The 18,949-nt window shown below is 46.7% G+C and carries 21 protein-coding genes; 4 read left to right on the forward strand and 17 right to left on the reverse strand.

Going from position 1 to position 18,949, the window contains the following annotated elements:
* Positions 1-6: 6 nt before the first annotated feature.
* The 12 genes from F0U83_RS10125 to F0U83_RS10180 form a co-directional block, all read right to left on the reverse strand.
* Complete coding sequence (locus F0U83_RS10125; RefSeq protein ID WP_138987650.1) at positions 7-357, reverse strand: PilZ domain-containing protein; 351 nt, start codon at positions 355-357, stop codon at positions 7-9.
* Between the two features lie 20 nt (positions 358-377).
* Positions 378-1,397 (reverse strand): DNA polymerase III subunit delta', encoded by a 1,020-nt coding sequence (locus F0U83_RS10130; protein ID WP_138987649.1) that lies wholly within the window; start codon positions 1,395-1,397, stop codon positions 378-380.
* Entirely contained in the window at positions 1,397-2,035 is a 639-nt protein-coding gene (gene tmk, locus F0U83_RS10135) for a dTMP kinase (RefSeq protein ID WP_138987648.1), read from the reverse strand. The genes F0U83_RS10130 and tmk overlap by 1 nt, the downstream gene beginning before the upstream one ends.
* Positions 2,035-3,072, reverse strand: a complete 1,038-nt coding sequence (gene mltG, locus F0U83_RS10140) for an endolytic transglycosylase MltG (RefSeq protein WP_138987647.1) — start codon at positions 3,070-3,072, stop codon at positions 2,035-2,037. The genes tmk and mltG overlap by 1 nt, the downstream gene beginning before the upstream one ends.
* The gene (gene pabC / locus F0U83_RS10145) at positions 3,069-3,959 is read right to left on the reverse strand and encodes an aminodeoxychorismate lyase (protein ID WP_138987646.1); all 891 of its coding nucleotides are present in this window, start codon (positions 3,957-3,959) and stop codon (positions 3,069-3,071) included. The genes mltG and pabC overlap by 4 nt, the downstream gene beginning before the upstream one ends.
* Complete coding sequence (fabF, locus tag F0U83_RS10150; protein ID WP_138987645.1) at positions 3,959-5,197, reverse strand: beta-ketoacyl-ACP synthase II; 1,239 nt, start codon at positions 5,195-5,197, stop codon at positions 3,959-3,961. Before fabF ends, pabC begins: the two co-directional genes overlap by 1 nt.
* A 98-nt stretch (positions 5,198-5,295) precedes the next feature.
* Complete coding sequence (gene acpP, locus F0U83_RS10155; protein WP_127695795.1) at positions 5,296-5,529, reverse strand: acyl carrier protein; 234 nt, start codon at positions 5,527-5,529, stop codon at positions 5,296-5,298.
* 167 nt (positions 5,530-5,696) lie between these two features.
* The gene (gene fabG, locus F0U83_RS10160) at positions 5,697-6,440 is read right to left on the reverse strand and encodes a 3-oxoacyl-ACP reductase FabG (protein ID WP_138987644.1); all 744 of its coding nucleotides are present in this window, start codon (positions 6,438-6,440) and stop codon (positions 5,697-5,699) included.
* Positions 6,441-6,453: 13 nt separating this feature from the next.
* Entirely contained in the window at positions 6,454-7,386 is a 933-nt protein-coding gene (fabD, locus tag F0U83_RS10165; protein ID WP_138987643.1) for an ACP S-malonyltransferase, read from the reverse strand.
* A 98-nt stretch (positions 7,387-7,484) separates the two neighbouring features.
* On the reverse strand, positions 7,485-8,516 hold the full coding sequence (gene plsX / locus F0U83_RS10170) for a phosphate acyltransferase PlsX (protein ID WP_138987642.1): 1,032 nt from the start codon (positions 8,514-8,516) through the stop codon (positions 7,485-7,487).
* 5 nt (positions 8,517-8,521) lie between these two features.
* Positions 8,522-8,701, reverse strand: coding sequence for a 50S ribosomal protein L32 (gene rpmF, locus F0U83_RS10175; RefSeq protein WP_138987641.1), 180 nt, complete (start codon positions 8,699-8,701; stop codon positions 8,522-8,524).
* A gap of 18 nt (positions 8,702-8,719) precedes the next feature.
* On the reverse strand, positions 8,720-9,241 hold the full coding sequence (locus F0U83_RS10180) for a YceD family protein (RefSeq protein ID WP_138987640.1): 522 nt from the start codon (positions 9,239-9,241) through the stop codon (positions 8,720-8,722).
* 123 nt (positions 9,242-9,364) lie between these two features.
* Between F0U83_RS10180 and F0U83_RS10185 the strand changes: the two genes are divergently transcribed.
* Entirely contained in the window at positions 9,365-9,943 is a 579-nt protein-coding gene (locus F0U83_RS10185; RefSeq protein WP_138987639.1) for a Maf family protein, read from the forward strand.
* Between the two features lie 20 nt (positions 9,944-9,963).
* Here F0U83_RS10185 and F0U83_RS10190 read toward each other — a convergent pair whose 3' ends face one another.
* From F0U83_RS10190 to paaN, 5 genes are all read right to left on the reverse strand, one after another.
* Complete coding sequence (locus tag F0U83_RS10190; RefSeq protein WP_246077746.1) at positions 9,964-10,980, reverse strand: S49 family peptidase; 1,017 nt, start codon at positions 10,978-10,980, stop codon at positions 9,964-9,966.
* Entirely contained in the window at positions 10,977-11,639 is a 663-nt protein-coding gene (locus F0U83_RS10195; protein WP_211343668.1) for an HAD family hydrolase, read from the reverse strand. The genes F0U83_RS10190 and F0U83_RS10195 overlap by 4 nt, the downstream gene beginning before the upstream one ends.
* Positions 11,640-11,770: 131 nt before the next feature.
* A complete protein-coding gene (locus F0U83_RS10200; protein ID WP_138987637.1) occupies positions 11,771-12,514 on the reverse strand; it encodes an SDR family oxidoreductase in 744 nt (247 codons plus the stop codon).
* 19 nt (positions 12,515-12,533) lie between these two features.
* Positions 12,534-13,319 carry an enoyl-CoA hydratase-related protein gene (locus F0U83_RS10205; protein ID WP_138987636.1) on the reverse strand — a complete coding sequence of 262 codons (786 nt, stop codon included), beginning with the start codon at positions 13,317-13,319 and terminating at the stop codon, positions 12,534-12,536.
* Positions 13,320-13,343: 24 nt separating this feature from the next.
* Positions 13,344-15,023: a phenylacetic acid degradation protein PaaN gene (paaN, locus tag F0U83_RS10210; RefSeq protein ID WP_138987635.1), complete on the reverse strand. Its 1,680-nt coding sequence runs from the start codon at positions 15,021-15,023 to the stop codon at positions 13,344-13,346.
* A 317-nt stretch (positions 15,024-15,340) separates the two neighbouring features.
* Here paaN and F0U83_RS10215 point away from each other — a divergent pair, with 317 nt between their 5' ends.
* The 3 genes from F0U83_RS10215 to F0U83_RS10225 all read left to right on the forward strand — a co-directional run bounded on the left by F0U83_RS10215 (position 15,341) and on the right by F0U83_RS10225 (position 18,845).
* Positions 15,341-16,540, forward strand: coding sequence for a Bcr/CflA family multidrug efflux MFS transporter (locus F0U83_RS10215; protein WP_138987634.1), 1,200 nt, complete (start codon positions 15,341-15,343; stop codon positions 16,538-16,540).
* Positions 16,541-16,592: 52 nt separating this feature from the next.
* The gene (locus tag F0U83_RS10220; protein ID WP_138987633.1) at positions 16,593-17,138 is read left to right on the forward strand and encodes a hydrolase; all 546 of its coding nucleotides are present in this window, start codon (positions 16,593-16,595) and stop codon (positions 17,136-17,138) included.
* A gap of 189 nt (positions 17,139-17,327) precedes the next feature.
* Positions 17,328-18,845 carry an alanine/glycine:cation symporter family protein gene (locus F0U83_RS10225; protein WP_138987632.1) on the forward strand — a complete coding sequence of 506 codons (1,518 nt, stop codon included), beginning with the start codon at positions 17,328-17,330 and terminating at the stop codon, positions 18,843-18,845.
* Positions 18,846-18,949 lie beyond the last annotated feature (104 nt).

Below are 18,949 nucleotides of genomic sequence, written 5' to 3' on the forward strand. Positions count from 1 at the left end.
TCTGTATTAAAGTGTGTTGGTACGGCGGCCAGAATTTAAAGCACCCGCAAGGTAAGTCTCAATTTTTTGTACTAAAGCGGTATCTTCTGCTGAGAACTGGATACCGATACCTGGATGCTTACCACCTTGTGCCGCTTTAGGGGTCACCCAGATCACCTTTCCCGTAACTGGGACTTTATCGGGCTCATCCATTAATGTGAGCAGCATGAATACCTCCTCGCCTAATTGATAAGCGCGGGGCGTGGGTATAAATATGCCTCCATTAGTAACGAAGGGCATATAAGCTCTGTAGAGATCTTCCTTAGTCTCTATATTGAGCGACAGAATGCCGTGACTTATACGAGGAACTACTGACATCGGCTCCTTGAAACTCCCTCTTACGACCGTACTAGTGCTGTCCAGTCGATTAGTGTACGTTCTAACAATAACTGTTTATTTGGGTTTTGTCTTCGTTGCAACCCCAAACATTCGCTCTGAACGAAATCAGACAAAGTGAAAACTTTCTCTGGCGTTGTATGCTTGGCAACACCTGACAGCATTTTAAGCATATCAACGTTGCGTATCATATCATTATTTTGTGTCATCAGAATACGGGTAATGTCAGCTAATAGACCATGAAGCCAGCCTAAAAGCTGCTCTATATCCTCTTTACTAAATTGGCTAGCGACCTCAAGTGGCGTCACTTTCTGTCTGAGCAAATCACGTAATGCGGTTAAGAAATCAGCTCTCAAGGCTTGCAGCCCTTCCTTCTTAAAGGTCAGCCCGGCAATAGGTGCACCATGCACAATATTCAGCAATTTACGGGCGGCATCCGTATCGATTTCTAACTCAGCAGATAGCCAATTAGCGGCCACCTCAGAATTTGGAAGATGACAATCCAAACGCTGGCAACGGCTTTTAATAGTCGGCATAACCTGACCAAGCTGATGGGTAATCAAAATGAGGAGCGTGTCTCTACCTGGCTCTTCCAAAGTCTTGAGCAATGCGTTTGCTGCGGAGGTATTCATCGCTTCAGCAGGCTCTAACAATACAACCCTATACCCACCTTGCTGAGAAGTATTATGCATAAATTCGGTTAATTGGCGCACCTGATCCACCTTAATCGCCTTACCCGGCGCTTCAGGCTGTAGGAAATAAAGATCAGGGTGGCCACTGCTATTGAGTAGTTGACAACTACGACACTCCCCACATGCTTTATCATTCAGGGGTTGATGGCACATCACATAACCTGCGATCGCTTCCGCCAAACGCACCTTCCCGATACCCGGCATACCATTTAATAGCAACGCATGAGGAAGACGCTGGTCATTAAACAGCTTTAATACCCGCTGCCACTGGCCGTCAAACCAAGGATAAACAACCGCATTTAATGAGTGATAACGATCACTTATTTCCATTAAACAAGCCCCAGATGCTTTTCTAAAGCCGCTGCAATTTGTTCCTGTACATTCGATAATGATTGAGAGGCATCAATCAATGCAAAACGATCAGGTTCCGCTCGCATGCGATGATGGTAGCCTTGGCGGACCTTTTCAAAAAACGCCTGTTTTTCTTGTTCAAAACGATCGGGGGCGCTGCGCAATTTCGCTCGCTCCATACCTAACTCAACAGGCATATCTAATAGCAGCGTCAAGTTCGGCCTTAACTCTCCTTGAACATAGGCTTCAAGTTGCTGTATACGATCCCAACAGATGCCCCGTCCTGCTCCTTGATAAGCAAAGGTTGCATCGGTAAAGCGATCGCTTAAGACCCAATGGCCCTTTTCTAGCTTAGGTCTAATCACTTGGTTTATATGTTGGGCACGCGCAGCGAAGACGAGCAAGATCTCAGCATCATCACACATAGTCTCTTCGCGAGGAGCAAGTAACAATTCACGAATCTCTTCAGCCAAGGGGGTACCACCGGGTTCCCTTGTTAGGCACAGATTAATGCCTCGCTCTTTAAGGAAGGCTTCAATAAACTCAATATTGGTGCTCTTGCCCACACCTTCTGTGCCCTCAATGGTGATAAAGCGACCTGTTGTTTGACTGCTCATCATGACTCCGGCGTAGATCGGTAACTTTGCTTGCGTTTTAATTGATAAGCCCTGACGGCTCTATTATGGTCTTTAAGTGATGCGGAAAACTGATGAGTGCCATCACCTTTCGCTACAAAATAGAGCCATTTACCCACCTCTGGATTTAATGCAGCCTGAATCGCTTCTGGTCCCACCATTGCAATCGGCGTAGGCGGTAGCCCCTCTATTGTATAGGTATTGTAAGGGGTCGGTGTTCGTAAATCCTTGCGTGTAATATTACCCTGATATTTATCCCCCATACCATAAATCACGGTAGGATCGGTTTGCAACTTCATACCGATATTTAAACGCTTTACAAACACACCAGCAATAACAGGTCTCTCTTCAGGTACGGCAGTCTCTTTCTCTACTATTGATGCCATAACCAAAGCGTCATAAGGAGTTGCGTAAGGTAGGTCTTTATTTCGCTTTTCCCATAAAGAACGCAACAAGTCCTGCTGAGCACGATAGCTACGCTTAAGAATATCTAGATCGCTTGTACCTCTTTCAGCACCATAGGTTTCTGCCAAAAACAGACCTTCAGGGTGAAGCTCTTTAGCACCAATCGCCTCCAGTATCTCCCTATCACTTTTATCACTCAGTTCGATCGCTAGGATATCAGAGTGTTTCTCAAGCGCTTGCCTGACCTGAGCAAAGGTACTGCCTTCGATAATTGTAAAATAATGCTGAACACTTTTGCCCGACACGAATAACATTAAAAGCGACTTAGGCGTCATATTCTCATCAATACGGTACTCACCTGCTTTCACTTGATGGCTAAGTTTCTCTAAGGTCGCAAAAATTTTAAAATAAAGCGGCTTAGTGATAATACCTTCACCTTCCAACTTCATTAGCAGTTGATTAAAAGAACTTCCTTTAGGCACGATAAATGAGGAAACAGGCTCTGAAAGTACTAGAGGGGATTTAATATAACGATTCATATCCTGCCACAGCCAATACGCAACGGTCATAGCCACCAGTAACAGAACAACAGATAATTTCAACAAAGCTTTCAAACGCAATATTCCTTTTCAAGCAACGACTGTAATGTTTGAGTGAGCCTTCCTACCGGCCATGTTGTGTTTCCCAAGCGAACGATAGGGCAGATGTTTATCACCGAGTTACATAGGAAAACTTCGGTAGACTGAAGTAGATCATCTAAACGATAACGCTCTTCACGGGTCTGAATACCCTCTTTCTGCGCGATTTTCAATACAGCCTGCCTTACAACACCGACTATGCCGCACCGGTCTAATAGCGGTGTGTGCAAAACACTATCACGAATAAAGAACAGATTGCTCATCGTACCTTCTACCAGAAAGCCCTCAGTGTCCATCATCAGCCCTTCAGCAATAAATGGATCATCCCACTCCCCTCGGGCTATAACCTGTTCCAGTCGATTAAGGTGCTTAATTCCAGCAAGTAAGGGGTTAATGGATAGAGGGGTCTTACATGTACGTACTGAAATTCCATGCCGTGATTGCTGAGACCAATCCGGTGCACTGCTTATTTGGCTAACAGTGGTAGTAGGATTATCAGGTGTAGGAAAGTAACCCCGAAGACCTTCTCCGCGCGTAACTATGACCTTAAACACCCCATGAGCATACTTAGCGTTATCGACAGTCGTCAGTAATACCTGAAAATCCGCTTCAATTCGTTGGCGCAAACCTTCAGTAGAGATTCCAAGGCGGATACACCCATGATGGAGCCGTTGTATATGATCATCCCATAACAGTGCTCTACCCTTTCGAATCTGAATAGTCTCAAACAAACCATCTCCGTAACTAAGACCACGGTCAGCGGCAGATACCGAGGAGGAAAATTGTCCATTGACTAATATTGCAGCAGAACGAATAGCGCCCATCCTATGAAATAGCGATAAGGGCCTTACGGCCCTTATCATCAGATTTTACGGAAAACCAGTGTGCCATTCGTACCACCAAACCCAAAAGAGTTAGAAGCGGTAGCCTCAATCTCACACGTTTGCGCTTGATGGGGGACGTAATTCAGGTCACACCCGTCAGATGGGTTGTCCAAATTAATCGTTGGAGGAGCTACCTGGTCTCGAATAGCTAGAATCGAGAAGATCGCTTCAACCGCCCCAGCAGCGCCTAATAGGTGTCCAATCATCGATTTGGTAGAGCTCATTCGAACATTCGCAACGGATGATCCAAAAACCAACTTCGCTGCATTCGTTTCAGCTAGGTCTCCAGCCGGAGTCGAGGTGCCGTGCGCATTGATATACTGCACCTGATCAGGATTCAGGCCCGCATCACGAATAGCATTCGCCATCGAGCTTGCTGCACCTTCGCCCGTTTCGGGAGGTGCTGTCATATGATGCGCATCATCGCTCATACCAAAACCTACCAATTCACAGTAAATCTGAGCGCCTCGTGCTTTGGCATGTTCATACTCTTCAATAACAACAACACCGGCACCATCACCTAGTACAAATCCATCACGATCTCTATCCCAAGGACGGCTGGCACGTTGTGGCTCATCGTTACGAGTCGAAAGCGCCCTCGCAGCACCAAAGCCCCCAACACCCAGCTCTGTCGTCGCCATCTCCGCACCACCGGCCAACATAACATCTGCATCACCATACTGAATCATACGCATTGCCGAACCAATATTGTGCGTACCCGTTGTACAAGCGGTAGTGATAGCGATATTTGGCCCTTTGAATCCATATTGAATTGCCAAGTTGCCCGATATCATATTGATGATACTACCAGGTACAAAGAAGGGGGATATACGTCGTGGGCTGCTGGTTTTCAGGGTATTGTAAGTGCTTTCGATTAGGCTTAAGCCGCCAATGCCAGAGCCAATAGCACAACCGATACGGCTTGCGTTTGCATCAGTCACCTCGATACCTGAATCCTTGATCGCTTGAGATGCAGCCGCCATACCATACTGGATAAAGAGATCCATTTTTCGGGCATCCTTCGGGCTCATATATTCCGAGACATCGAAGTTTTTAACCGAAGCAGAGAAACGTGTAGAAAACTGGGAAGCATCAAAATGCTCGATCGCTGCAGCGCCACTTTTTCCAGCGAGAATACTCTCCCAAGTACCCGTAACAGTGTTACCTACCGGTGTCAACATACCTAATCCGGTAACTACCACCCTTCTTCGAGACATAACGTCACTCCAGTCTAAAATCTATAGAAATAGAAAAGCCGCACTCTACGGAATAGATGCGGCTTTTCGGTCAAACCTTGATCTCAATGACGAGTCGATTACTGATGAGCGTTTACGTAATCGATTGCTAGCTGAACAGTTGTGATCTTTTCAGCTTCTTCATCAGGAATCTCAGTTTCGAACTCTTCTTCCAGAGCCATAACCAACTCAACGGTATCCAGAGAATCAGCACCTAAGTCTTCAACAAAAGAAGCTTCGTTAGTTACTTCTTCTTCTTTAACACCCAGCTGTTCCGCGATGATCTTCTTAACGCGCTCTTCAATATTGCTCATAACTCTTCCTATCTTTTTATCAACCCTTCACACCGAAGGTACGAAATCGTGATTTTATTAGAACCAACCCTGCCTTAGCAAGGAGGTGTGTTTAAATTCATATCAGCTGACGGCCAATTATCAACAAATCGCCGAAAAAAACAATTCTTTCAGTCAAATACTCTGATTTAACTCATGTACATGCCGCCATTCACCTGAATAGACTCACCGGTAACATACGCCCCACCTTCGCTGGCAAGAAATCCGATGACCGATGCAACCTCTTCTGGACGTCCCAGACGATTCATAGGAATCTGTGATTGCAGAGCCGCTTTGTGCTCCTCTGGAAGGCCACTGGTCATATCTGTATCAATAAATCCAGGTGCCACACAATTCACTGTAATATTACGCGAACCGATTTCCCTTGCTAAAGCGCGAGTGAAACCTTCCATTCCTGATTTTGCAGCAGCATAGTTAGCTTGACCGGCATTACCCATAGAAGCCACGACAGAGCTGACACTGATGATACGCCCCCAGCGCGCTTTTGTCATACCACGCAAGCAAGCTTTTACGACCCTATAGACAGAAGTCAAATTAGTGTTAAGAACAGAATCCCATTCATCATCTTTCATGCGCATCATGATGTTATCACGCGTGATGCCTGCATTATTGACGAGAATCGCAACAGGTCCAAACGTTTCCTGTATGGATTTAACGACAGATTCCACCGACTCTGCGCAAGAAACATCTAACGTCAGTCCACGCCCTTGAATGCCTGCTTCAGCAAGGTAGTCACTAATAGACTGTGCCCCTGTATCACTGGTTGCCGTGCCTACCACGACTGCACCTTGACGACCCAACTCAAGCGCAATCGCCTTACCAATACCACGTGTCGCACCTGTTACCAGCGCAACTTTACCCTCAATACTCATCGTGTATTCCTTCTCAAAGTGTCAAAGCAGCGTCGAGACCCGCTGGTTCATTAATAGCCTGCACCACTAATGCTTTATGAATTTTCTTATTTAAGCCAGATAGCACTTTACCCGGACCGCACTCCAGAGTGATATCAACACCCTGATCTACCATGGACTGTACACTGTTCGTCCACAATACAGGACTATAAAGCTGCGTCAAAAGGTTAGCCTTAAGCACCTCAATGCTGCTTGGTACGGATGCAGACACATTTTGAATCACAGGAATACTGGGCATTGTTACCTCAATAGCAGCCAATGCGTCAGCCAACTGCTCGGCAGCAGGCTTCATTAAGGCACAATGTGATGGAACGCTCACCGCCAAAGGGATTGCACGTTTAGCACCCGCCGCTTTACAGGCGACAATGGCACGATCAACCGCATCTTTTTCACCTGCGATAACCACCTGCCCTGGGCAGTTGTAGTTTACAGGGGATACTATCTGTCCTTCTTGAGCAGACTCACAAGCTGCCACAATCGCATCATCTGCTAACCCAAGAATGGCCGCCATTGCACCACTGCCTTCTGCAACAGCCTGTTGCATAAACTCACCACGCAGCCGTACTAAGTTAACACCATCTACCAATGAAATAGCACCTGCACACACCAACGCAGTGTACTCACCTAAGCTATGTCCGGCCATCATTACCGGTTGTTTTCCACCCTTTTCCTGCCAAAGCCGCCATAATGCTACGCCTGCGGTCAAAAGAGCAGGTTGGGTTTTATCTGTCTGGTTTAATTCAGCTTCAGGCCCTTGTTGAACTAGGTTCCACAAGTCATATCCCAAAACGCCGGAAGCTTCCGAGAAAGTCGCTTGAATAATTGGGTTTTCAGACGCCAAATCAGCCAACATCCCCAAATGTTGGGAGCCTTGGCCCGGAAAAACAAATGCAACAGACTGCGACATTAGATGCCCTCTACTCATTGAACTCTATACACGAACATAATGAATGTTATGCTACAAAAAGGTTGTAGTTTACAATATTAAGCAGGAATTAGAACGCCCTATTGATCTTTGGACGTGAGATATGAAGCCAACCGCTCACTGATCTTACTGGGTACGTTTTGCTCTACCTCGATAATGGCTTGCTCAAGCGCATAAGCAAAGCAGTTTTTGTTAGCGCCACCATGGCTCTTCATCACAATACCCTGCAACCCTAACAAAGTAGCCCCATTTCGCCGAGAAGGGTCCATTTGCTCTTGTAACTCACGCAATACAGGGTAAGCCAAAAAAGCGAGCAAGCGCCTATATAAGTTTCGCGTAAAGCTTCGACGTACTTTACGAGAGATCAATTTAGCCAACCCTTCACTACTTTTTAGTGCGATATTACCAACAAAGCCATCACAAACAATAACATCCGCCTTTCCCGCAAAGACATCATTACCTTCTATAAAACCGATATAATTTAACCCTTTCTGCTGACGTATTAGTTCATGGGCTAGGCGTACTTGTTCATTTCCCTTAATAGCTTCTTCACCAATGTTCAAAAGACCAATACGTGCAGGGACACCCTCAAGAGCCTCAAACATAACACTTCCCATAATCGCAAACTGCAGTAAATGCTCCTCGCTGCAATCCACATTAGCCCCCAAATCGAGCATGTAACAATGCCCTTGCATCGTTGGCACAGATGCAATAATCGCAGGTCGATCAATACCGGGCTGCATTTTTAAATGCTGACGACCAAACGCCATCAAAGCCCCCGTATTTCCCGCACTTACGCAAGCTGCGGCGCTGCCCTCTGCAACCATTTTCACAGCCACAGCCATCGATGAATCCTGACGATGGCGAATAGCAGCCGAAGGCTTGTCATCCATCTGCACCGAATCACCTGAAGCGACAATTGTTAAGCGAGCTTTGATATCATCAGACAAACGCATACGCCCTAATTGCTTATTCAGCAAATCAGCTTCGCCGACAAGGAGAATTTCAAGCGCAGGATGTTTTTTTAAAACAGAAGTGCAAGCAGGAAGGGTAACACGGGGACCGAAGTCCCCGCCCATCGCATCAACCGATAGAATGACGCGATTTGACAACGAAATTATTCGCTATCGTTGTTTACAACCTGACGGCCACGGTAGAAACCGTCAGCTGTCACTTGGTGACGACGATGCGTTTCACCAGTTGTTGCGTCTACAGACAAAGTCGGACCAGAAAGTGCATCGTGCGAACGACGCATGTCACGACGTGAACGAGACTTTTTGTTTTTCTGTACTGCCATGGTTAGCTAACTCCTAAATCATTTCTTATCGGCCTTCAGCTGGGCCAATACGCTGAACGGGTTCGGTTTCTCTATTTCGGCTTCTTTAGCCATATCCTCATCGCCGAATTGGGTCTGAATACTGCAGTCTGCATGGTATGGAACTAAAGGCAGACTGAGGATCAATTCCTCTTCAACAATGTCCAACAATTCGATCTCTTCGTCCTCAACGATCAACGGGTCATAGTATCTAGGCAGTTGTTTTGCCTTATCTTCGTTGAACGCGATAGCCAGATTGAACTCTGCCTGGACATCGACTTCGACCGGTTCTAGACAACGCTGGCAAGTCATGTGTACACGACCTTTGGCATTGCCTGTAATAATACGGATCCTTAATTCATCCAGAGAAAAAAGCAAATCGACATCCACAACATCGCTATCTCCACAAAGATAGGACGCCAGACGCGGCATCTTTTCTACACTGGCTGTACCTGTCAACCGTATCTCCCGCTCAGCAAGCTTTCGCGGGTCAATTATTCTCGGTAAGTTACCGTACGACATAAGCGCGCAATTCTAGGGCTCTAAGGCCCTCCTGTCAAAGGAAAACGGGTTCCATTATTAAAAAAAAGCGTTACTATTTTACGCCTTCATTCATAAATAGATAACCCTTTAGGAAAAAGAAACATGCAGCCTCTGGTTCTGGCCTCAAGCTCTACTTATCGACATGCCTTGTTGGAAAAGCTTTGTTTGCCCTTTTTATGCGCCAGTCCAGATATTGATGAATCTCAGCAACCCGGAGAAACCGCGCAACAACTGGTGCTTCGACTTGCCCAATCAAAAGCTGAAGCACTTAAGCACCAATTTCCCGGTGCTCTGATAATCGGTTCAGATCAAGTCGCTGTGCTTGGCCAACACATATTAGGCAAGCCGGGTACTCGGGAAAATGCTATCCAGCAATTGACAGCCTGTTCAGGAAAAAAGGTTACTTTTCTAACGGGCCTTGCCCTCCATGATAACCAGTCAGGCAGCACTCAAGTCGATATCGTACCCTTCCATGTGTATTTCAGAACACTAAGCGACTCTCAAATCCAGAGCTATATTGATAGAGAGTCACCCCTAAACTGTGCAGGAAGTTTCAAATCCGAGGGGTTAGGCATTGCTCTTTTTGAAAAGTTAGAAGGTGAAGACCCTAACGCGCTGATAGGGCTTCCTTTAATTAAATTAACAACCATGCTGGAAAAAGCGGGCTTGTCAGTTTTGTAAACTAACAAGCCCATTTGCCTTTAGCGTATGGATAAACCGTTGCTCAAACCCAAGCTGGTAGCTACGGTTTTACCGAAAGATACACCTAATCGATCAATCATCTCCTCGAGTCGGGAGACTTTCGGGGAGTAGTTTACTATTTTTTCGACACCAACAACTTCACGTGCGACATAACTAGTACTCCCCAATCCATCGACCAAGCCCTTCTCCAATGCCTGTTCCCCCGTCCAAACTAGACCCGAGAACAACTTAGGATCCTCTTTTAGCTTGTCTCCACGTCCCTTTTTAACCTGATCAATAAACTGCTGGTGCGTTGTATCCAAAACCGACTGCCAGAACACTTTATCGCTCTCCTTCATTGGACTAAACGGATCAAGGAAGCCTTTATTGTCACCCGCCGTCATTGCTCGACGTTCAACACCAACTTTATCCATCAGATCAACAAACCCAAATCCGCCCGAAATCACTCCGATAGAACCGACCAAGCTAGCTTTATCCGCATAGATTTCATCGGCTGCCGCAGCGATGTAATAAGCGCCTGATGCACCTATGTCCATAATGACAGCATATAAAGGCTTTTCAGGGTAAAGCGCGCGCAGACGTTTAACCTCATCGTATACATAACCGGCCTGTACAGGGCTACCACCTGGGCTATTAATACGCAAGATAACAGCTTTTGAGTTATCAGCTTCAAAGGCCTCTCGTAGTGACCAAACCAAGCTATCGGCATTAGCCTCTTCTTCTGCCGAAATAGGGCCCATCACTTCAATAACAGCGGTATGCTCAACATTTTCGCCGGTAATATCATCTGTAATGTTTCTACCCATGAAAAACACTGCTAATAACGCAAACAAGTACGCAAACGTTAGTACTTTGAAAAAGATACCCCACCTACGTGCTCGCCTCTGCTCAACAAATAGCCCATTGAGCATCTTTTCTATCAGCTTCCATTCTTTGCCTGAGCCTTTTTCTCGGGCACGGCTAAGCTCCTTTTCTAAACCACTATCCTGTTGTTCGCCCCAGTGATTATCCGTCACTTATTCTCTCCTGCGTTGTCATCTAGCCACGCTTCTAACTCATGAAAATTGTGAATCTCCAATATCGGCTGATACTTACGCAAACGCTCTATATGATGCGCTCCATAACTAACCGCCATTCTATCCACACCTGCACGTACCGCCATTTCAAGATCAAATTCCGTATCTCCGATCATAACAGCCTGCTCAGGTTCGACCCCAGTTCGCTGAAATATATCCATTAGCATGTCAGGCTTAGGCTTGGAAGCCGTCTCATCAGCACAAGCTGTCACTTCAAATAGCCAACCTAGACCGGTTTCGGCTAAGACCCTATCTAAGCCTCGACGGCTTTTTCCGGTTGCCACAGCAAGCCTAAAGCCCTTTTCATGCAGGCTTTCCAGTGTCTTTTTAGCCCCAGGAAATAGACTGGTAGGCGTTCGATCCGCCTCTAAATAATAGTATGAATAGCGCTCTTTTAAAGGCTCGATCAAGGCGTCATTAATACCGGGGTAGAGTTGCTGTATCGCTGCCCTCAATCCAAGCCCTATGATCTCCCTTGCTTCGTGATCTTGCAGCGCAAGCAAATCCAAATCCTGCGCGGCGGATTGGATACTGGAAACGATTCGGTCAGTGGAGTCCATTACCGTACCATCCCAATCAAATATCAACAGTGAATACACCCTCAAACTCCTTGAGTACGATAGCGCTCATGATCAAAAGAATGGTCGCGACCTTATCACACAGCCCCGCTCAGATAAAAGTTTATAGACATAACAAAGCACACACTCAGCTTTGTTATGTCACTATAGGGTCAATTTTCTTGGATTACGGGGCGTATGTGAAGCTCGCTCACATCAATATAGGCGGGTTGAGTGATCGCATAAAAGATAGCGTTAGCAATGTCAGAAGGCTTAAGGATCTCCGAACCCTCTGCATACATGTTAGCCTTAACAGCTTCGCGAATTTTATCGTGATTAATACTATCTGGCAGTTCAGTATCAACCGCACCAGGTTGAATATCAGTCACTCGCACACCATAACGAATTGCTTCTTTTCTTAGTGTGTCGGATATCGCCCTGACTGCATGTTTAGTACCTGCATAAACACCTGCGCTTTGGTAAGTCTGTCGAGCAGCGATAGAACTTATGTTAACAATATGTCCATCTTTTCGCTTTGCCATGCCCGGATACACCGCATGTATTGCATAGAGGACGCCTTTAATATTTACATCAATCATCTGCTCCCATTCATCCACTCGACCAGCCAGAATAGGGCTTATGGGCATAGTACCTGCGTTGTTGATCAAAATATCAATGCCGCCAGCCTCTTCAAGCTTTTCACCCAAGGCTTGCATTGCAGCACGACTTGAGACATCTACCGGCTCAACGCGTACCTTCGCACCCGTTGCTGATAATTCAGCAGCTAGAACCGCCAAGCGCTCAGCCCTGCGAGCACTGAGTACTAACTCAGCCCCCGCTTTTGCCAAGCACCTCGCCGTGGCCTCCCCTATGCCAGAGCTAGCCCCTGTAATCCAGACTTTTTTACCTTCAAGCATGTGAGTCCTCTATTTCAGATCAACGATGTTTAAACTCAGGCTTTCGCTTTTCAGCGAACGCGTTCATACCCTCTTTGCAATCCTCAAACGCAAACGAAGCTGCAAAGTTACGTCGTTCAAACGCAATACCATCACCTAGGTCTGCATCAACCGCCATATTCACGCACTCTTTGATCATCATAACCGCAGGGCGGGAGTTAGAGGCTATTTTGCGAGCTGTTTTAAACGCTGTTTCTAATAGCTCTTGCGCTGGTACAATACGAGAAACCAAGCCGCAATGCTCAGCTTCCTGAGCATCCATCATGCGACCTGTTAGGCACATCTCCATAGCTTTTGCTTTGCCAACAGCTTTAGTTAGGCGCTGCGTACCACCTGCACCAGGTATCGTTCCGATACTGATTTCTGGCTGTCCAAATTTCGCCGTATCCGCAGCGATGATAAAGTCGCAAGCCATGGTCATTTCACAACCACCACCCAATGCAAACCCGGCAACGGCTGCAATAACAGGCTTACGCGCGTCATCTATAGCACGCCAGCAATCCCGCTGAATGTAAGGAAAGTTAGCCATATGCAGCTCATGAAAAGATAAGTCCTTCATCTCTTTAATATCAGCACCTGCTGCAAATACCTGATCACCACCGGTAATAATGATACAGCCGACTTCTTCATCCTTCTCAAGTGCATCAACGGCTTGACCCACTTCAAAGGTCAACGTTTTATTCAATGCGTTCATTACTTTAGGGCGATTCAGCGTAATGATGCCTACGCCTTGCTTAACTTCTACTAATATTGTTTCGTAACTCATTGTTTTATTCCTCAGCACTCAAGCTCACTTTGGATGACGACGGCTCTGTACCACTCGGAAGCGGTTCGCTACATACGCCAAGTCGGATAAACACGCATTCGCCGCTGGGTTGCTGCCCGTGGCATGGAAGTCACTGTAAGCCGCGCTTTGGTTGACGAACACGCCACCGGTCAGGTTGCAGCTTAGGGCAACGCCGGCATCCAAGGCGGTTTCTTCAATGCTGTCCAGTACGCTGTCGTTGTTGCTGTAGCATCCTAGGGTGATGGCGCCGTGGGTTTTAATCGCTTCACTGGCCAATTGGATGGAGTGTGCGGTGCTGTCGGTTTTTACCACAAAACTGATGGGGCCAAACAGTTCTTGCATGTAGGTGTCTGCTTGGTCAGCATCGATGCTCATCAACAGCGGTGAACGTACGCGTGCGTTCGGGAAGTGCGGGTGCGTGAGTGCTTCGGATTCCCGCAGAACGTTACCCAGTGTTTTGCTGTTTTCGATACGCTCAGCGGTGACCGGGGCTTGGATAGCACCCAGTACCATAGCAGCACGTTCAGGATCGGATAAGAATTTGCTGACGGCGCTGGCGATGTCGTTGGCAACGTCATCAAAGGTTTTGTGGCCTTGGTCTGTATCGATACCGCCTTTAGGTACGAAGATATCCTGAGGGGTGGTACACATCTGCCCAGAGTAGAGGCTGAGGGTGAACGATAGGTTGCGGAGCATCCCTTTGTAGTCATCACTGGAGTCGATGATGATGGTGTTCACGCCGGCTTTCTCGGTGTAGACCTGCGCTTGGGTGCAGTTCGCTTCTAGCCAGTTACCAAACGGTGTGTTGCCGGTGAAGTCGATCAGTTTGATCTCGTCACGTTTTGCAAGGTCGGCGGTGCAAGGCTTAGCGGGGTCTGCATCAATCACCATAGAGACGATGTGCGCCGGTAGGCCGTTTTCGGTGAGTACGTCCTGTGCGATTTTGACGCTGATCGCGGCAGGAAGTATGGCGGCTGGATGGGGTTTGACAATCACCGGGTTGCCCGTAATTAAGTCAGCGAACAGGCCTGGGTAGGTGTTCCATGTTGGGAAGGTGGAACAACCAATCACTAAGCCGATACCGCGGCCGACAGCGGTGTAGGTTTTGTTGAGTACCAGTGGGTCATGTTTACCCTGAGGCTTGGTCCAGACGGTATTCGCGGGGGTATGCATCATCGCTTCGTAGCCGTAGGCAACGGCTTCTAGGCCACGGTCTTGTGCATGGGGGCCACCCGCTTGGAAAGCCATCATGAAGCCTTGGCCGGAGGTGTGCATCACCGCATAGCCAATTTCAAAGCTACGTTGGTTGATGCGTTCTAGTATCTCTAAGCAGATCGCGGCACGTCCTTGCGGGCCCACGCCACGCCAAGCTTTGCGAGCATCGTTCATGGCCGGTAATAGTACATCCAAGTCTACCAGCGGGTATTTGATATTCAGGTCAATACCGTAAGGAGAGACTTCACTGCCCGCTTCGCCGGTGATTCCGGGCATCGCCAGTGCGAAGGATTGGTTCAGGTAGCTTTTAAACGCGGCTTCGCCATCGGCATTGGCGGTTTCACCATAGGCCCGTGGGCTGGGGTTTTCTGGGTAAGGGCTCCAGTAGTCACGGGTTTTGATGGCATGGGTAGCGGCGTTCAGGGTGTCCTGATGTTTGGCAAACAGGGTATTCAATGCTTCGCTCATGATGATTCTCTGTCGTTAATCTGTAGGAGTGGCATGCTATATGAGAGAACAATACAACAATTATTTTGATACATAAACACATTAAACAGGTTTAAATATTGTATCCCTTTATGCTTATGTATAAAATTCACCCACTCGTCGACCTTGCTCTCCATCATTGGTTTGCTTATAGGTTGTTTGGTACTTTTGCACGATGCCCTTCAGGCGGAGGATTCCGCCTTTTTTCTTTTCACGCAATAATCTGTTGCCGTAATCGATGTTGTTACAGATCATTATATTTCGCTAGAGTAACCCGCTATAGATATAAAGGATCAACCATGTTCGTACCTACATCTTTAGCTACTATTTTACTTCTCGCATCGGTCGTCGCACTTGGCCCTCTTTCCACCGATATGTACTTACCTTCACTTCCCCGGCTTACCGATGAACTGAATGCCTCTGTTGATCAAGTTCAAATCACTTTATCCATCTTTTTTGCAGGCTTTGCCTTTGCCCAGCTTCTGTATGGCCCACTCGCTGACCGGTTTGGAAGAAAATCTATCCTGCTGGGTGGTTTAGTGTTGTTTACAGCAGCCTCTTTCGGCTGTGCGACAGCGACCAGCATTGAAGAGCTGATTCTGTATCGTTTTTTACAGGCACTGGGAGCTTGTGGCGGGCCAGTATTAGGCCGCACCATGATTCGGGATATCTATGGCCCTACCCAATCGGCACGCGTACTATCTATGATGGGCACCATCATGGCCTTAGCCCCTGCGGTTGCTCCCATTATTGGTGGTTATATGCTGCTGGTATTTAACTGGAGTGCCATTTTTATTTTTCTAGGTGTCTACGGAGCTATAGTCACGCTCATGATTTTCTTTAAAATCAGAGAATCTCTGCAACCTGAAAATGTTAATAGCCTAAGGCCCAGCGCTATCCTGAGAAATTACGGCGAATTAATCAGCAGCCGAGTGTTTTTAGGTTATACCTTGTGTTGCAGTTTTACATTCTCAGGACTGTTTTCTTTTCTATCTGGCTCCTCTTTTGTTTTGATCGACTTCTTCGGTGTACCCGAGAAGAACTACGGCTTCTACTTCACCGCCGTTGTTTTAGGCTACATGACAGGCACACAGCTTGCCCAAAGGTTAGGCCCCAAATTGGGTATTAATAAAATGCTAGTGTTAGGCACATCCATCGCCACAATCGCAGGGGGTGCAATGCTTAGCGCATCGTTACTTTCAATACACAACTTGTATTGGCTAATCAGCTGCCAGGTCGTTTTTATGATAGCTGTAGGTATGGTGATGCCCCAAGCAATGGCCGGTGCTATGGGCCCCTTCCCAAAAATGGCAGGTACAGCCTCAGCACTGCTAGGTTTTACCCAGTCAGCCATAGCTGCCGTCGTGGGCTTGATAGTTGGCCATAGCCATACAGGGACGCCAACGGTTATGGCAGCCAGCATTGCCGCTATGGGAACTTTAGCGTTACTCAGCTACCTAATTATTATTAAGCCTATTTCAGCCAATCAACCAAACTGAAGCTAATAAGGGCTCTTTCTTAGCGCTTGTCTGAAGACAAAAGGAGAACAGGATGCTCATTCACCCCGATAAATCATGTCTGCTGGTTGTTGATATACAGGACAAGCTAGTCCCTGCCATTCACCAACGAGAAACATTGGTAGAAAACAGTAAGTGGTTAATTGAAATTGCTAACTTTTTGAAAGTACCCGTGTTCACATCCGAGCAGTACCCAAAAGGGTTAGGCCATACAATTGAAGCACTTAAAGAGGTATTAACTGATAGCACCTACATGGAGAAAACGTTTTTCTCATGTATGTCAGAACCTGCTTGCAACCAAGCCATCAATAACAAACGACCTGACCAAGTTGTCGTCATAGGCATGGAAGCACATGTTTGTGTACTGCAAACGGCTATTCAATTAAGGCAACAAGCCAGAGAAGTCTTTGTTGTAGAAGATTGTATATCTTCAAGAAACCCCACGGATAAAGCTTGCGCGCTTCAAAGAATGAGAGCCTGTGGTATCCACATAGTCACTCGTGAGATGGTTGCATTTGAATGGCTGCAAAAAGCAGGCACTCCCGAATTTAGACATATCAGCCAGCAATACATCCGCTAGCATAATTATCAGGGGCTAACCCTTAGCCCCTACTTTAGTAAAATATTCTCATTTTCCTCTTTTACAGAAAACATCCCCCAAAAAACCTCTTAAAAACCCAAAAATCCTCTGCGTATTTATCTATAGAATCTCGGGACAATAATTCTAACTAGCGCCTTGCGCGCATCACCCCTTCGGAGACATGGTCATATGCAATCAATTGTCGATTCTCTAAACGGAATCATCTGGAGTCCTGCACTCATCTACTTGTGCCTCGGCGCAGGCTTATTTTACTCAATTCTCACCCGTTTCGTTCAGGTTCGTATGTTCGGCGAAATGTGGCGCTTGCTGTTTTCTGGCAACAGTTCTGACAAAGGTATCTCATCTTTCCAGGCACTGGCGGTTTCTCTGTCAGGACGTGTTGGTACAGGTAACATCGCTGGTGTCGCAGCCGCGATCGGCTTTGGCGGCCCAGGTGCAGTTTTTTGGATGTGGGTCGTTGCCTTTTTAGGAGCGGCAACTGCTTATACTGAATCAGCTCTAGGTCAGATCTATAAAGAAGAACATGAAGGCCAATACCGTGGCGGCCCTGCTTTTTACTTTGAAAAAGCGATGGGACAAAAGTGGTTTGCCTGGATTTTTGCAATTGCAACTATTATGGCTTGTGGCGTTATGCTACCTGGTGTTCAGTCTAATGGTATTGGTAACGCAGCTGAGCTTGCTTTTGGCTCAGGCGCTATGATCAGCACCTCTATGGGCGATCTCAGTTTCACTAAAATCATTGCTGCTATTAGCATCGTGCTGATTTTAAGCTTCATTATCTTCGGTGGTGTAAAGCGTATCGCGAGCTTTACGCAGGTTGTCGTTCCTTTTATGGCACTTGCTTATATTGTTATCGCTTGCTCTGTTGTAGCACTCAATCTTGAGCAATTACCCGGCATCATTGGCATGATCATTTCTGATGCGTTTACGCCTATGGCTGGATTTGGTGCTGCGATTGGCTGGGGTGTAAAGCGTGGCGTATATTCCAACGAAGCCGGTCAAGGTACTGGCCCTCACGCTGCAGCTGCGGCAGAAGTTGACCACCCTGCTCAGCAAGGTCTGGTTCAAGCCTTCTCGGTTTATATTGATACCTTGTTCGTTTGCTCTGCAACTGCGTTTATGATCCTTATTACTGGTGCATACAACGTACACGGTGCTGCAGAAGGCGTATTCCTTGTACAAAACATCGCCGCTGATATCGCAGCAAACAGCCCTGCTTACACTCAAACGGCAGTAGAACAGGTACTACCTGGTGTAGGTAAGCCTTTCATTGTGTTGGCGTTATTCTTCTTCTCTTTCACAACTATCTTAGCTTACTACTACATTGCAGAAACTAACCTCGCTTACCTTAAGCGCTCACTGAAGCTGCCTGGCTTTGACTTCCTGCTAAAACTTGTGCTTTTAGCTGCTACTTTCTACGGTACAGTTAAAACAGCAAACTTAGCTTGGGGCTTAGGTGACGTAGGCGTAGGCTTAATGGCTTGGCTGAATATCGTTGGTATCTTAATCATCTTCTTTATCTCTAAACCTGCTATTAAAGCGCTTAAAGACTATGAAGCGCAGCGCAAAGCCGGTGTAACGAAGTACACTTTCGATCCTGAAAAATTAGGCATCGAAGACGCTGACTTCTGGGTAAATAAGATGAAAAAAGAAGGTAAAAAAGAGCAAGAGAAAGAAGCTGTCTAACACTTGACTCTCTTCCATCAAAGCCGCTGAATTTCAGCGGCTTTTTTATTTCTTCACAAATAACATCAGATACAACTAAATAACTAGATACTAATATTGATCTT

The organism is Neptunomonas concharum (assembly GCF_008630635.1).
In the GTDB taxonomy this organism is placed as follows: domain Bacteria; phylum Pseudomonadota; class Gammaproteobacteria; order Pseudomonadales; family Balneatricaceae; genus Neptunomonas; species Neptunomonas concharum.

Excerpts from the sequence above, each read along its gene's own strand:
- F0U83_RS10125 (WP_138987650.1), bottom strand. The coding sequence starts at position 357 with ATGTCAGTAGTTCCTCGTATAAGTCACGGCATTCTGTCGCTCAATATA.
- F0U83_RS10130 (WP_138987649.1), bottom strand. The coding sequence starts at position 1,397 with ATGGAAATAAGTGATCGTTATCACTCATTAAATGCGGTTGTTTATCCT.
- tmk (WP_138987648.1), bottom strand. The coding sequence starts at position 2,035 with ATGAGCAGTCAAACAACAGGTCGCTTTATCACCATTGAGGGCACAGAA.
- pabC (WP_138987646.1), bottom strand. The coding sequence starts at position 3,959 with ATGATAAGGGCCGTAAGGCCCTTATCGCTATTTCATAGGATGGGCGCT.
- fabF (WP_138987645.1), bottom strand. The coding sequence starts at position 5,197 with ATGTCTCGAAGAAGGGTGGTAGTTACCGGATTAGGTATGTTGACACCG.
- acpP (WP_127695795.1), bottom strand. The coding sequence starts at position 5,529 with ATGAGCAATATTGAAGAGCGCGTTAAGAAGATCATCGCGGAACAGCTG.
- fabG (WP_138987644.1), bottom strand. The coding sequence starts at position 6,440 with ATGAGTATTGAGGGTAAAGTTGCGCTGGTAACAGGTGCGACACGTGGT.
- fabD (WP_138987643.1), bottom strand. The coding sequence starts at position 7,386 with ATGTCGCAGTCTGTTGCATTTGTTTTTCCGGGCCAAGGCTCCCAACAT.
- rpmF (WP_138987641.1), bottom strand. The coding sequence starts at position 8,701 with ATGGCAGTACAGAAAAACAAAAAGTCTCGTTCACGTCGTGACATGCGT.
- F0U83_RS10180 (WP_138987640.1), bottom strand. The coding sequence starts at position 9,241 with ATGTCGTACGGTAACTTACCGAGAATAATTGACCCGCGAAAGCTTGCT.
- F0U83_RS10185 (WP_138987639.1), top strand. The coding sequence starts at position 9,365 with ATGCAGCCTCTGGTTCTGGCCTCAAGCTCTACTTATCGACATGCCTTG.
- F0U83_RS10200 (WP_138987637.1), bottom strand. The coding sequence starts at position 12,514 with ATGCTTGAAGGTAAAAAAGTCTGGATTACAGGGGCTAGCTCTGGCATA.
- F0U83_RS10205 (WP_138987636.1), bottom strand. The coding sequence starts at position 13,319 with ATGAGTTACGAAACAATATTAGTAGAAGTTAAGCAAGGCGTAGGCATC.
- paaN (WP_138987635.1), bottom strand. The coding sequence starts at position 15,023 with ATGAGCGAAGCATTGAATACCCTGTTTGCCAAACATCAGGACACCCTG.
- F0U83_RS10215 (WP_138987634.1), top strand. The coding sequence starts at position 15,341 with ATGTTCGTACCTACATCTTTAGCTACTATTTTACTTCTCGCATCGGTC.
- F0U83_RS10220 (WP_138987633.1), top strand. The coding sequence starts at position 16,593 with ATGCTCATTCACCCCGATAAATCATGTCTGCTGGTTGTTGATATACAG.
- F0U83_RS10225 (WP_138987632.1), top strand. The coding sequence starts at position 17,328 with ATGCAATCAATTGTCGATTCTCTAAACGGAATCATCTGGAGTCCTGCA.